The organism is Pseudomonas gingeri (assembly GCF_013386165.1).
In the GTDB taxonomy this organism is placed as follows: Bacteria; Pseudomonadota; Gammaproteobacteria; order Pseudomonadales; family Pseudomonadaceae; genus Aquipseudomonas; species Aquipseudomonas gingeri_C.
Genome location: NZ_JACAOS010000003.1, coordinates 123,965 through 137,742 on the forward strand (window position 1 = coordinate 123,965; position 13,778 = coordinate 137,742).

General features: G+C 59.1%; 10 protein-coding genes. 5 read left to right on the top strand and 5 right to left on the bottom strand.

The features are described 5' to 3' along the window. Position 1: 1 nt before the first annotated feature. Positions 2 to 148 (bottom strand): hypothetical protein, encoded by a 147-nt coding sequence (locus tag HX866_RS05165; protein WP_177100773.1) that lies wholly within the window; start codon positions 146 to 148, stop codon positions 2 to 4. Positions 149 to 172: 24 nt separating this feature from the next. On the opposite strand from HX866_RS05165, the gene HX866_RS05170 reads away from it, so the two are divergent. Further along, a complete protein-coding gene (locus HX866_RS05170) occupies positions 173 to 802 on the top strand; it encodes a LysE family translocator (RefSeq protein WP_177138364.1) in 630 nt (209 codons plus the stop codon). Here HX866_RS05170 and HX866_RS34055 read toward each other — a convergent pair. The 4 genes from HX866_RS34055 to HX866_RS05185 form a co-directional block, all read right to left on the bottom strand. Next, a complete protein-coding gene (locus HX866_RS34055) occupies positions 778 to 1,071 on the bottom strand; it encodes a hypothetical protein (protein ID WP_218179646.1) in 294 nt (97 codons plus the stop codon). The two genes, HX866_RS05170 and HX866_RS34055, sit on opposite strands and share 25 nt — an antisense overlap. Positions 1,072 to 1,967: 896 nt before the next feature. Continuing rightward, complete coding sequence (gene mrdA / locus HX866_RS05175) at positions 1,968 to 3,857, bottom strand: penicillin-binding protein 2 (RefSeq protein ID WP_177138366.1); 1,890 nt, start codon at positions 3,855 to 3,857, stop codon at positions 1,968 to 1,970. 369 nt (positions 3,858 to 4,226) lie between these two features. Next, positions 4,227 to 4,700: a hypothetical protein gene (locus HX866_RS05180; protein WP_177091568.1), complete on the bottom strand. Its 474-nt coding sequence runs from the start codon at positions 4,698 to 4,700 to the stop codon at positions 4,227 to 4,229. 201 nt (positions 4,701 to 4,901) lie between these two features. Continuing rightward, a complete protein-coding gene (locus HX866_RS05185; protein WP_177138368.1) occupies positions 4,902 to 6,392 on the bottom strand; it encodes a trypsin-like serine peptidase in 1,491 nt (496 codons plus the stop codon). Positions 6,393 to 6,680: 288 nt separating this feature from the next. On the opposite strand from HX866_RS05185, the gene HX866_RS05190 reads away from it, so the two are divergent. The 4 genes from HX866_RS05190 to HX866_RS05205 all read left to right on the top strand — a co-directional run bounded on the left by HX866_RS05190 (position 6,681) and on the right by HX866_RS05205 (position 13,766). Next, positions 6,681 to 7,805 carry an MFS transporter gene (locus HX866_RS05190; RefSeq protein ID WP_177138370.1) on the top strand — a complete coding sequence of 375 codons (1,125 nt, stop codon included), beginning with the start codon at positions 6,681 to 6,683 and terminating at the stop codon, positions 7,803 to 7,805. 370 nt (positions 7,806 to 8,175) lie between these two features. Further along, positions 8,176 to 11,064, top strand: a complete 2,889-nt coding sequence (locus HX866_RS05195) for an acyltransferase domain-containing protein (protein WP_177138372.1) — start codon at positions 8,176 to 8,178, stop codon at positions 11,062 to 11,064. A 103-nt stretch (positions 11,065 to 11,167) separates the two neighbouring features. Continuing rightward, entirely contained in the window at positions 11,168 to 12,073 is a 906-nt protein-coding gene (locus HX866_RS05200) for a LysR family transcriptional regulator (protein ID WP_177138373.1), read from the top strand. Between the two features lie 151 nt (positions 12,074 to 12,224). Continuing rightward, positions 12,225 to 13,766, top strand: coding sequence for an MFS transporter (locus HX866_RS05205; protein WP_177138374.1), 1,542 nt, complete (start codon positions 12,225 to 12,227; stop codon positions 13,764 to 13,766). Positions 13,767 to 13,778: the final 12 nt, after the last annotated feature.

Sequence of the window (13,778 nt, forward strand, 5' to 3'; positions counted from 1 at the left end):
ATCACCCTGTCTGATGGAAAGGACGCTGAAACGCTTCAGTGCTTGAGCCTGTTTTATCACGAAACAGCTTAGTCGCGTCCAGCGCAAACGGCAGGCTGGCGTACCGGCGGTTGAAGCGCATCGGTGCTGGCCGCAGAATGACGCTCATTTTTCATTTTCAAGGCGACCTTTCATGACGCTGGCAACGTTGCTTTTGTTCCTGATCAGCTCGGCGGCCATCATCGCCATGCCTGGCCCGACGGTGCTGCTGGCTTTGCACAATGGTTCCAACCACGGCGTGCGAGCGGCGGCCTGGGGCATGGGCGGGGCGGTGTTGGCCGATGCGTTGCTGGTGACGGCGGTGGCCTGTGGCCTGGGGATTTTGTTGCAGGCCAGTGAGACGCTGTTCCAGGCGGTGAAGTGGCTGGGGGCGGCGTATCTGGTCTGGCTGGGCTGGAAAATGCTGCGTTCGACCGGGACGCTTGTTGAGTTGCCGGTTCCGCAGGGTTCGAATCGTTCCATCGGTTTGTTCATGCGCTGTTTCGTGGTGGCGCTGACCAACCCCAAGGCGCTGCTGTTCATGTCGGCGTTCCTGCCGCAATTTATCGACAGTACGCAACCGCAGTTGCCGCAATATGCGCTGCTGGCCGTGGTGATGACGTTGCTTAATGTCAGCATCATGCTGTTTTACGCGCTGTGCGGTGCACGCTTGTTGAGTCGCTTGCAGGGCGGGCACCTGCGGGCGTTCAACCGGGTGAGCGGAGGGCTGCTGATGACCTTGGGCGGGGTGTTGGCGTTTTATCGGCGCGGTACCGCGAGCTGATGCTGCTTCTGCTGCTTCAGGGGGGGCGCGGTATTGTCGAAGGCCGTCTCAGGGTTGAGACCATATTGTGTTAGGGTTTCGAACAGTTCTTTTTTTGAGATGTGGCGTGTATTGTTGTTTTTCATTACGCTTAATGCTGTGGTCAGCGAAGGGGTTGCTGTTTTTGAAACTCCATTTTCTGAGGTTGCCAAGTCTTTGAAATGGAAGTTTAGTATTTCGTAGTTGTGTATGCTTAGATGCGTTTTTTCACCCTCTGGCGCGTTGTTCAATGCAAAAGCTGTTTCGCTTTTCGCTGGGTAATTTTTGCCATGGCTTGTTGTTTGTCCTTCATTTGTGTTCTCTTCGTTCGTGAGTGCGTTACCGCCCGAATCGCCGCTTCAGCCGCTCCCGCCAACACGTCTGCCTTGGCCGCCAGATCCGCCACTGTTGGTTTGAGGGCTTCTGTCGAAGCCAGATTAATTTTTGTAGAGACTATCGATATTGTTCATGTTGTTCTCCATTGGAAATTAACAGTTGAACCACTTGATAGAGCAGTGGTGTCAATAGCTATAGTTCCTGAAGAGCAGGTATGGCAACTTAAAAGTTGTTCGTTTGTAGGAGTTGTCTTAGCCTGATTTTGGCTAGATAAATTAAGTTTTTTCACATCAGGTGAAGCAGAGCTTATTGATTGAGTTTTCTGTAGAAAATGTCATTCAATATAGATGGATTGCTTTAAAAAATTAGACGACGAACGGTACGCACCGGGAGCATATGCAGGGCAAAGTGATTTATTGATATGACTTTAAGAAATGCTATTGGCGCTGTGCGCAGGCCCGGTCATCGACGGTCGGAGGAAGGAAAGCACCGCTTCTGATGTGTCGAGCGGGCTTGCCGTAATGCCAGTCAGTTAAGAAAATTTGAAGCCGAGCGCGGTCCTGTGGCGAGCAGGCTTGCCCGCGCTGGGCTGCGAAGCGGCCCCAAAACCAGTGATCGTGATGTGTCAGGTAGAACACGATGATAGATTTTGCGACTGCTTCGTAGCCGAGCGCGGGCAAGCCCGCTCGCCACAAGTCTCGGCCAGGCTTGAGATGGTTCTTAACTGACTGGCATTGGGGCTTGCCACAGTTACGTGCTCGGCATAAATGGGCTTGAGTGACTGGTACCAGGGCTTGCCCGCTCGTCACAGTCAGACCTTCGGATCCTCATGGGGCAGCGGCCGCGCATACTCAGGCTTGAGCTTGCCATCCTTGTCCAGCAACCACGCATCGAGAATCTCCCGCACCACAGGCCCGGCGACCCGGCCACCGGCCTCGCCGTTCTCGATCATCACCGCAATCACGATCTGCGGGTCTTCCGCCGGGGCAAAGCCGACGAACAGGGCGTTGTCGCGATTACGCTCCGAGGTCTTCAGGCGGTCATAACGCTCACCCTGCTTGATCGCCACCACCTGTGCCGTGCCGCTCTTGCCGGCGATGCGGTACTGCGCACCCACCGCCGCCGCCCGGGCGATACCGCGCGGATCGTGCATCACCAACTGCATGGCGTAGTTGACCTGTCCCCACTGCCGGGGATCATGCAGTATGATATTGGGAATCGGATGCTCGTCCACCGGCGCGACCTGGCCGATGGTCCGGGCCAGGTGCGGACGATTCCACACGCCCTTGTTGGCGATCAGGGTCGTGGCCTGGGCCAGTTGCAACGGCGTGACCTGCATGTAGCCCTGGCCGATGCCGAGGATCACCGTCTCGCCGGGGAACCAGGCCTGACGCCGGGTCGTGCGTTTCCACTCGCGTGATGGCATCAGCCCCGGAGACTCCTCGAACATGTCCAGGGAAACCTTTTGCCCGACACCGAACTTGTTCAGGTAATCGTGCAAACGGTCGATGCCCAACTTGCTCGCCAGATCATAGAAGTAGGTGTCGTTGGAACGCATGATCGCCGCGTTCAGGTCAACCCAGCCGTCGCCGCTGTGGTTCCAGTTGCGGTATTTGTGGTCAACATTGGGCAACTGGAAGTAACCAGGGTCGAACACCCGGGTACTCGGGGAGATCACCCCGCTGTCCAGGCCGGCGATGGCCACTTCCGGTTTGATGGTCGAGCCGGGAGCGTAGAGCCCGCGCAGGGCGCGGTTGAACAGCGGACGGTCGAGGGAGTCGCGCAGGGCCGAATAGTCCTTGGCGCGGATACCGGTGACGAACAGGTTCGGATCGAAGCTCGGCTTGCTGACCATCGCCAGCACTTCACCGGTTTTCGGGTCGATGGCGATCACCGCGCCGCGACGGTCGCCCAGGGCCTTCTCGGCGGCTTCCTGCAGGCTGATGTCCAGGCTCAGGGTGATGTTCTTGCCCGGAATCGGGTCGGTGTGCTTGAGCACCCGCATTACCCGACCCTGGGCGTTGGTCTCGACTTCCTCGTAGCCGACATGACCATGCAGTTCGTCTTCATAGAAGCGCTCGATGCCGGTCTTGCCGATCGACTGGGTGCCACGGTATTCCACCGGGTCCAGTTGCTTGCTTTCCTTTTCGTTGATCCGCCCGACATAACCCACCGAATGGGCGAAATGATCCCCCAGGGGGTAGTGCCGGACGAACTGCGGCTCGACCTCGACCCCTGGCAGTTTGAACTCGTTCACTGCCAGCAGGGCGATCTGCTGTTCGGTCAGTTCATAGAGCAGGGTGACCGGTTCGAACGGGTGGCGCGACTGCTTGAGGATCTTGGTGAACATCGTCCGGTCTTCGTCCGGCAGATTGAGCACGCTCATCACCGTGTCCAGCACCTGGCCGACATCACCGGCGCGCTCGCGGGTCAGGGTCATGTTGAAGCTGGGCTGGTTGTCGGCAAGCACCTGGCCGTTGCGGTCGAAAATGATCCCGCGTTCCGGCGGGATTGGCAGGACGTGGACGCGGTTGTTTTCCGAGACGGTGGAGTTATAGGAAAACTCGGTGACCTGGAGGAAATACAGGCGGGCGACCAGACTGCCCGCGAGTCCCAGGACCAGGATGCCGCAGGCCAGCAAGCGCTTGTTCACCAGGCGCTTTTCGTTCTCGTGATCCTTGATATGAATGGGATCGGTCATGTGGAACCTGTGTTGTGCAAAGAAAATTGAATATGAACGGAGCTACTAAGAGAGAAAATATATAGGTGGCTATTTAAATCGGCGCACACGATACCAAGAAGCGCCCCCTTTCGGGGCTTTATTGACGGTTGGTCCGCCAAAAGGTTTGGGTGACAGGACGGGTCCGGTGAAGCCGATCTTCCGTCGGTTTGCCGGAAAGTGCCAGAGGAAGCGTTTGTTTGCCCAGCAGGGTTGGGCGATTGTAAGAGAGTCGATACATGCGAGATGGGAACGAGAAGGGCGGGCACTCCACTTCGGGAGTAAGTCGAGCCCGCTTTTGTTGGCAGGGGCCTTTTGATCAGCGGTGCTTACTGAGGTGCCCGTGCAGGCTTATTGATCATCTCTTGTCATCCTGAAATGCCCTTTTGGAGCCAGGCGTAACGCTCTATAGACACTTTCAAAACGGCCGTCGATCGTGCCTGTTTCCAAATCGAGAGAAAGTGTCGTTTCTCCCGCGTCGGCACTGACCGTCTGGACGCCATAAAAACCTTCCGGCGCCGGAATCGAATAGGTATGGCTCATGGATAGCAACTTATGATCACCCAACTTAAGCGTTATATTTTCGAAGGGGCCGCGTTGGTAGTCGATCATGATTTGGAAGTAGAAATAATTTTCTTGTTCGGGTGTTCCTGTCCCGCCGGAAAGCAGCCAGTATCTCTGGCCCGAGCCAGGAGGGAACTCGCCTAAGCCGAAGCTTGTTCTTTCTGCGTAAGTCTCGGGTCCGTTATCAATACGCCAGACGAATCGACCGGCGTGCTGGGGGGAATGTCCTTGTTTGGGGAGATAAAGAGTAGAAGGTTCCATGGCAATGTCCTCTTATAGGCAGAATCAAGAATAGGGTCGGTTATCCGACCCGAACAAGTTAGAACCGATAGCGGTTGGCCGTCTACTGTCAAATATGACAGGTTTAAAAAGCGCGTATTTTATACCCATTGGATATTAAAGCCGGACAAAGAGGGCAGTAATTTTCCGTTTGGCCGCAGGCAGACGCTGAGTGACGGTGAATCAGTTCTTCCAGTCGTCGGCGACTTTGAGCCAATGCTCCATGGGTCTTGATGATTCGCCACGGGCATTTTTGCTATAGACGCAAAGCTTGGCTTCTTCCTGCGTGCTGTTCCAACTCGCCAGAAGGACCCACGATTCACGAGCACGGCGGTACATTTCTTCATAGCCCTGAGGATCATCGCAATCCGTCTCTGAGGCCGGGCCTGTTTTCGAATAGATCTGCGCATAAGTGGGGGGTGAAAAGTAGGCGGATGCAAACAGGTTATAAACCACTGGCTCGGAGAAATTTTCGCGTTCGGTGGCAATATCGACTTCCAGCGGTTCATTGCCGTGGTCCCGCAAGTCGACCCTCATCGTTTGATTATTTTTCATGATGCCGTGGAAGGGCGGCTGTTCGGGCGTCTCAACACCGATGATGCATAACCAATGCCTACCGCTTTTGGTTCCGATCACCTTATCGATATAGGCATTGTCGGCACTGATAGCTTCACTGTAGTCATGGGGGCTTTCGCAAGGAGCGCTCAATGAGTGCTCGGTTTTGTAACGATAGAAAGGCGTGCTGATTGAAAATTTCAGATCCCAGGATGGAATGACGGCTTCCAAGCCCAGCTCTGGTTTGGCGGGCAGGAAATTTTGCCGGCGTTGCGGGACGATGGCATCAATATCGTAGACGGGAAATAAGCTGCAACGGGTAATTGAGGGATCAAACTGGCCGGATGTAAAACACCCTTGAAGGGGCTGAATGGCAGAGCCGTATACATCTGATTCTCCAATGGCACCATACAGGACGCCCACGACTTTACCCGTCTCGCGCTCCACGATTGGGCCACCGGACGCACCCCGTCCAATTCTGCGGCACTGAGCGTTGAGACTGTTGAGCAATATCCTCGATTCCCCGTCATTATTGATGTAACCATCCTTTGTGGGCGCCAGCGTGCAGAAGGACTGATGCAGAAAATCTTCCCCAGGGGCGCCGATTATTGCAATGGCGCTGCCAGGTTCCGGACGCGAACCGATACTGAGTGGCTGGATACCTGCGTCGATCAGTTCTGTCAGCGAAGCTTCCAGTTCGATCACGGCGAGGTCGATGCCACGCACGCTGCTCCAGTTGATTTTTTTCAGTGTGTAGGTTTTTATCTGGTCGATGGTATCGCCGAAATAATTGAACTCTATCCTGAAGTCCATGACTTTGTTTGCGATGATTTTGTCTGTGATGATTCTTTTTTGATTGCTACTGACGCAGTGCCCAGCGGTTACCAAGTAGGCGGGTTGCGCGGTTGCCTCATGGCGATAGCGGGTATCAATCAATGTGGCTGTGCAATTATCTGCCAGTCGGCCAACCCCACTCAAATGCCGGCTTTCCCCATTTTTGTTTTTGAGGGCCTGGCGAGAAGGAATAAAAATATCTTCTGTTTCAATTGCCTTGGCGTAAAGTGAAGGTGTCAGGAAGTTGATATATAAAGCAAGGGTGGTGATCAATAGTGCGCGCATTTTCTATTCCTTTAGATTTTGCGGTGTACTCGACATCATTTGAACGGTGATTGAGTGCCATCTGATCACATCGGTTTTTCAGGTGTGCAATACATAGTTGTAGGCACCCCATGAACGAAATCATCCAACTTGCCGGTACAGGGGGCGAGCAGGTTCAAGGAAAAGCGGCTTGGCTATCGAAAAGCCGGTTTGATCAGACAGAGAGCGGACGACAGAAAATATTGTCGATGATCGTTTCAATCCGGCATGCTTGCGGGCTTCTTCCCCCCAGCGGAGACCCGTCCCCCGATGCCTGCCGTGGCTGCTCACTCGACCGATTCCGCCTCCCGTCGTTCCGCTACCGTCCTGGCCCTTTGCCTGCCCAGCGACGTGCTGCTTTACCTGCTGCTACCCATGAACACCCAGGCCTTTGGCGTGACCTTGGCCCAGGCCGGGGTGTTGCTGGCGGCCAACCGCCTGGTGCGGATCTTCGGTTACAGCTATGTGCTGCGTTATTACGCCCGCCACGGTGACCGCTCGACCCTGATGCTGGCGGCCGGGGCCAGCGCGTTCTGCGCCCTGGGCAACTCGCTGATTTCCGGATTTGGCTGGTTGTTGCTGCTGCGCCTGGTCTGGGGCCTGGCCTTTGCCGCGATGAATCTGTCCACGCAGGTGCTGGCGACCCTGGAGCCGAGCGGGGCCGCACGGCGAGCCGGGCGTTCGCGGGGAGTGATTGCCATCGGCCCGATGATCGCACTGTCGGCGGGCGGCTGGTTGAGCCTGCATTTCGGGCCACGGCTGATTTTCCTGTTGCTGTGTGGCTCGGCACTGGTCGGACTATGGGTGGCGCGTGGCTTGCCGACAGTGGGGCATGAACTGGCGGCACCTTCCGGGCGACGTTTCAAACGGCCGGACAGTGTGGCGATATGGTCCTTTGTCGAGGGCGTGGCGCTGGACGGGCTGTTTATCTTTGGCCTGTCGTTACAGGCCTCGGCGGTCCTGGGCGGCAATGCGGTGATCATTGCCGGGTTATTGATGGCCCTGCGGTATGTCTCGGAAATGCTCCTCAGCCCCTTGGGTGGCCGGGCGGCGGACAGCTATGGCGTGGTGCGTATGCTGCTGTTGTTCTCGATCCTCAGCGGCCTGGCCCTGAGCGCTTTTGGCAGCCACTGGCTGATCCTCGGCGCCGGTTCGGTGCTGATTCTGCGGGCACTGCAACTGCCACTGGTGGTGACCCTGGTCGCCCAGCGCAACCCCGGCGCCGGGCGCGTCCAGGCCCTGGCCGCCAATTCGGTGTGGCGCGATATCGGTGCCGGTGTCGGCCCGTTGCTGGCGGGCGTGCTGTTGCCGGTGGCCTCGGCCAGTTGGGTCTATGCCCTGGCGGGACTGGCGATTGCCCTGAGTGCGTTGGGTTGTGCGGTCTGGCGGCGTTAGTCGTTATGAAGAAATAATCTCTTGAGGGTCAGGATGAAGTGACAAGCGGTTGAACCCGGGCCGACAACATAAATAGGAATAGTTGTTAGTCATGCCGTCTGTCGTTTCCCCATGAAAACATGGTTTTTTCTAAATCAAAGACTTGAGTTCGGGCGCCTTCTCGTTGCCTGAACTTGCCTGTTTTTGTTCGCAAGTCAACTGTCAAGACTGACAGTTGTTATTTCCCGCCCGGGGTTTTACGGTTTTTACCGTGAGTTGACAGGAGCTCGAGGGAGTAATGAGTGCTTGTTTGTTTGGGCCCTCGCCCCGTTGATTCTGTCGTGCGACGAGAGGCGAGGTCGGTATTGATTGATCCTTGGAGGGATTGGCCATGACCACTGTTGCCGCTGTTGAGTTTCATCACGACGATCTTGTTTTCATGTTTCCGGGACAGGGGGCCGACCCACGCGGCGGACTCTGCGCGCTCCATGGGGCCAGCCCGGAAATCGCTGATATCATCGACGGCGTCCTTGCACAGGTGGACGCTGCACTTGAACGTAACACCCGGCAGGCCAGGCCGATCAGGCGAGGGCAGGTTCGTGCCGTCCTGCTGGATGAGAAGCGGACGCTGGAGCTTCCCGCAGGTCTTCCACAAATGGCCGGTTATGCGGCATCCGCGGCCTTGCAGCGGGTATTCCTGGCCATGGGCATTCGCCCCAAGGCCATCGTCGCCCAGAGTCTGGGTGAGATTGCCGCAATGGTCTGTGCCGATGTATTCGATATCGGCCATGGTGTTGACGCGGTCTGCGCCTTGAACAATGCCTACCAGGAGCATGAGGGCCAGGGCGCCATGGTGCTGGTCGGTGCTTCAGCAGCAGACACCGAACGCTTGCTGCAGGCAGTGGGGCGCCCGGACCTGGTGTTGGCGTGCGTCAATACGGCGCGCCAGTGTGTGGTCAGCGGTCCCAACCCGGCCATTGAGGCACTGTTCGAGGCGGTAATGGCCGATGGCGAGCCCCGGTTGCACCGTCTGGCACTCCCTTATGCGTCACACCATCCGGCGCTGGCGCCGGTTGCCATGGGTTTCCTGGAGGAACTCCGAGCCCTGCCGCAACGGCCGTTGCGTGTGGCGATTCATTCCAGCGTTGGTCGCAGGGTCTACACCGACGCGGATGATCTTCAGCAGGCCATGGCCGATTGTGTGGTCAAACCGGCTGACCTGCCCCATGCCCTGCTGAGCGTGCCGCTGACGGAGCGCACCCTGTTCGTCGACATGGGGATTGGCGACAACCTGGCCCGATGCGTGGGCAGTACCTTGACCGGGGGACGCGCACTGGCGCCATTGATGAAAAGCCCGGCAGAGTTGGCGGCGCTTTTTGCTGGCCTCGTCCCGACCGGGGACCACGATGAACCGGCCTCGGCGCCCCTTGCGGGAGCGTTGGTCGAACATCTGAAAACCGCGCTTTTCGGTCCGGTCCCGGCGTCGTCACGTGAGTTGGCGGCTTCTGTATTAGCCGCTGATGCCTTCCGGCACCGGATAGGCGAAGACACCCTGGCGTTGCACCGAGGCAGCTATGAACGTTTGCGCCTGCTGCTGACGGCCTTGCCGAAAAACCTGTTCAGCGATCCCGGTCTGCTGTTGGCGCTGGCGGAGTGGACGGGGGTGGTGGATGTCTCGCTGTGCATTGCCTTCTCCATTCAATACGGGCTGTGCATCGGGACTATCAGGGAGTTCGAACAGGGCAATCCCCTGGCGGCCGAGATGCGCCTGGCACTGGAGTCCGGAGAAAAGGTCAGCGCCTACATGATCACCGAGATCGGTGGTGGCAATAGCCAGATAGCGACCCGCACCGAAGCGGTTTTCGACTCGGTCACCCGTGAGTTTGTCCTGCATACGCCCGACAGCGGCGCCTTGAAATTCACCAACGTGGGGATCGGCGACCAGGCCAAGATCGGCGTGGTGTGTGCACGCCTGCGGGTGGGCGACAAGGACTGTGGTGTGTTTCCCTTCATCCTGGACATCAGCGATCACACTGGACCTCGGCCCGGGGTGCGGATGTCCTTGCCGACGGAGATCGCGCTGGTGCCCTTCGACTATGGCCTGGCAGGCTTCGATCAGGTCCGGCTACCGTTTTCCGCCTGGTTGTCCGATCAGGCCAGGATCGACGAGCACGGGGTATTCAGTGATCCACTGGGCGATCATGACAAGCGCCTGGTCCGCACGCTGGTGGCGCCGGCCCATGTCTGGGTAATGGCTTCCGTTGCCCTGGCGGCCGTGACCCGGGCCAGTGTGGCACTGGCGCTGAGCCATTCGACGCGGCGTTCGACCATGGCCAGGATCGCCCCCGAAGCCAGCCTGTTGCGTTACAACACACAGCGCCGCTCGCTGTTCGGTTGTCTGGCCAGCGCCTATGCCGTGACGTGCCTGGTCAACGATTCGGCGCGGGTCTGGATTCGCCAACTCGATGAACGCAATGTTTCCGAGCATGCCGATACCCGTTTTCTGACGTGGGCCCCCTGGTCTTCGGCCAACCGCGCACTGGCGTTGACCAAGGCCCTGAGCGCCTGGACCGCGGAAGAGGTGAGTGCCGAGTGCCGGCTGCGGTGTGGCGTGGCGGGTGACCTCACCTTGAATCGCTTTCTCGAGTACCAGGGCTTGGGCCATGTCTTCAATGACGCCGGTGGCAATAACCTGCTGATTATCCTGGACACCGCCCGAGGACTGGTGGCCTCGCCCTTACCGGCACTGGTCAGCCCTGCGCGCACGGATGATCTGCTGGATCCGAAGGTCTGGCTGTACCTGTTCCAGGCTCGGGAACAGCGGCTAGTCGAAGCCCTGCGTGAGCAGGTCGAGGCGAACGGTGCCTTGTACAGTGACCCGATGGACGTCTGGAATCCCTTGTTGGTCCGTGCTCGCGAGGTGGGTGAGGCCCATGGGTTGCGGGTGATGATGGAACATACCGCCAGGGCCGTCGAGGCCATCGAACCGTCGCAGGCGAAAACCTTGCTCGGCAGGCTCAGCACGTTGTTTGCCCTTGGGCGGATCAGTCGTCATGCGGCCTGGTTCATGAGTGAAGGCCTGCTCGACGATACGGGCTATCGCGGCCTTGAGGCCCATCAGGATCAGCTCTGCAGCCAGTTGGCCGAACATACTGCGGTGTTGATTGACGCTTTTGGTTACCCGGGCAGTGCGACCCAGGCGCCCATCGCCGATCCACGGATGGACTACGCCAGTGCCCTGGCGGCGGCCTTGCGCTGGAATGTCGGTGCAGTCGGCTGAGGTGTCTGCGAGGTGGAGAAGAGGGCAGCGGTCAATCATCGATTGCGTGTGGCGCATTTATCCCTGCTGGCGATTGCCGGAAACGCTCGTTATGCTGGGCACCATGCAAATACACGATCTGAATCTGCTGGTGGCCCTCAATATCCTGCTCGAAGAGGGCTCGGTGACCGGCGCCGCGCGGCGGATGAACCTCAGCGCGCCGGCCATGAGCCGCACGCTGACGCGCATCCGCGAAGCCCTCAACGACCCGATCCTGGTGCGCTCCGGACGGGGCCTGGTCCCGACGCCCCGGGCCCTGGAGTTGCGCGAGCAGGTGCGTGGCGTGGTGGAGCTGGCCCACGGTGTGTTCACCCCCGGCCAGGAAACCGACTTGAGTTCACTGGAGCGCACCTTCAGCGTGCGGGCCAACGATATGTTCTTCGGCGCCTATGGCGGCCAGTTGCTCAAGCATTTGGCCCGGCATATGCCCAATGCCACCTTGCGCATGGTCCCCGAGGGCGACACCGACGACGATGCCTTCAACGAAGGGCGTATCGACCTGGCGGTTTGCGCCACCCGCAAGTTCGGCGCCGATATCAAGGTGCAGCGCTTGTTCAACAGCTCACTGGTCGGTATCGCCCGCGAGGGGCATCCGCTGTTCGACGAGGAGCTGGATGTCGAGCGTTTCGTGAAATACGACCATATCAGTGTTTCGCGCCGGGGCCGGGCGCGGGGGCCGATCGATACGCTGCTGGACGAGTTGAACCTGCAACGCCGGATATCGCTGGTGCTGCCAACTTTCCATTCGGCGATGTTCGCGGTGGCCGCTTCCGACCTGATCCTGCCCTCGATCCCGCGTCTCATGATCAGCAACCTCAGCGGCCTGGGCTTGCGCCTGCGCACCTTCGAGTTGCCGTTGCCGGTGGAAACCATCGTGATGGTCCAGGCCTGGCACCCGCGGCTGGACAATGATCATGCACACCGCTGGCTGCGTCGGAGCCTGAAGGACATGTGCAGCGCAGGGGATTAAGGATTGCGTCTGGCGCACTCCAGAGATAGCTATTTATCAATTTTTATAGCGGTTGACGCTGCATAGACTCGGGTTTCCTAGTGAAACCGGAGTTTCCCGCCATGTACTGGCTTTTTCCCTCTGTCTTCGTGCCTGCCCGGGATGCGGGCTCATGACCGCTCTGCAAAACAACCTGCCGCCTTTGCTGGCGGCCAAGGTGGCCCCTGTCGCGAACCCCTTCGGACTACGGATTGCGGTTGGCCTGGTGGGCGTGTTGCTTGCGGTACTGGCCTCGGGCTTCAACGAGAACGTGACCAAGGTCGCGATGGCGGATATTCGTGGCGCCATGGGCCTGAGCTACGACCAGGGCACCTGGCTGATCGCGGCTTACGCGGCCATGTCGGTCAGTGCCATGGCCTTCGCCCCCTGGTGTGCGGCAACCTTTTCCCTGCGTCGTTTCACCCTGTGCGCCATCGGCACCTTGCTGCTCCTGGCAGGGCTCTGTCCGTTCGCCGCGAACCCCGAGACCCTGATGCTGATGCGCATCGTCCAGGGCTTCGCCGGGGGGGCCTTGCCGCCGATGCTGATGTCCGTGGCCCTGCGTTTCCTGCCACCGGGGATCAAGCTCTATGGCCTGGGCGGTTATGCCCTGACCGCGACTTTCGGCCCTAGCTTCGGCACGCCGCTGGCGGCCTGGTGGGTCGAATACGCCGGCTGGCAGTGGGTGTTCTGGCAGGTGATCCCGCTGGGGCTGGTGGCCATGGCCTGCGTTGCCTGGGGCTTGCCGCAGGACCCGCTGCGCCTGGAGCGTTTCCGGCAGTTCGATTGGCGCGGGTTGTTGCTGGGGTTTCCGGGCCTGGTGATGCTGGTCCTCGGATTGGAGCAGGGCGAGCGCCTGGACTGGTTCGACTCGCCACTGATCAGCGTCCTGGTTGGCGGTGGCTTGCTGTTGCTGGTGCTGTTTTTTATCAACGAGTGGTCGCACCCGCTGCCGTTCTTCAAATTGCAGATGCTGCGCATCCGCAACCTGACCCACGCCCTGGTGACCCTCGGCGGCGTGTTGTTCGTGTTGTTGGCGGTGATCATGATTCCGTCCAGCTACCTGGCTCAGGTCCAGGGTTATCGCCCCTTGCAGACCGCCCCGGTGATGCTCTGGGTCGCGCTGCCGCAACTGCTGGCGCTGCCCCTGGTCGTGGCGCTGTGCAATAACCGGGTGGTCGACTGCCGCTGGGTCCTGGCCACCGGCCTCGGTTTGTTGGCCCTGGCTTGTGTGCTCGGTTCCCAGCTCACCACGGCCTGGAACCGCGAGAATTTCTACCTGCTGCAAGGGATCCAGATCTTCGCCCAACCCATGGCGGTGATCCCCTTGCTGATGCTTTCCACCGGCAGCATCACTCCGGTCGATGGTCCCTTTGCCTCGGCCTGGTTCAACACCGTCAAGGGCTTTTCCGCCGTGTTGGCGGGGAGTGTGCTGGAGACGCTGACGGTCCATCGCGAGCATTTGCATTCCAGCCACCTGGTGGATCGCCTGGGCAATACGCCCTGGGTTGCCGAGGGCGTGGACCTGGGACAACTGGCCCGGCGTCTCCACGAACAGTCCGTGGCGCTGACGGCTTGCGATCTCTACCTGTACATGGCTGGCCTGGCGCTGGCGTTGATCCTGCTGATTCCCATCCTGCCGACGCGCATCTATCCGCCGCGTGCGGCCTCCTGACCTCTTTCGGAT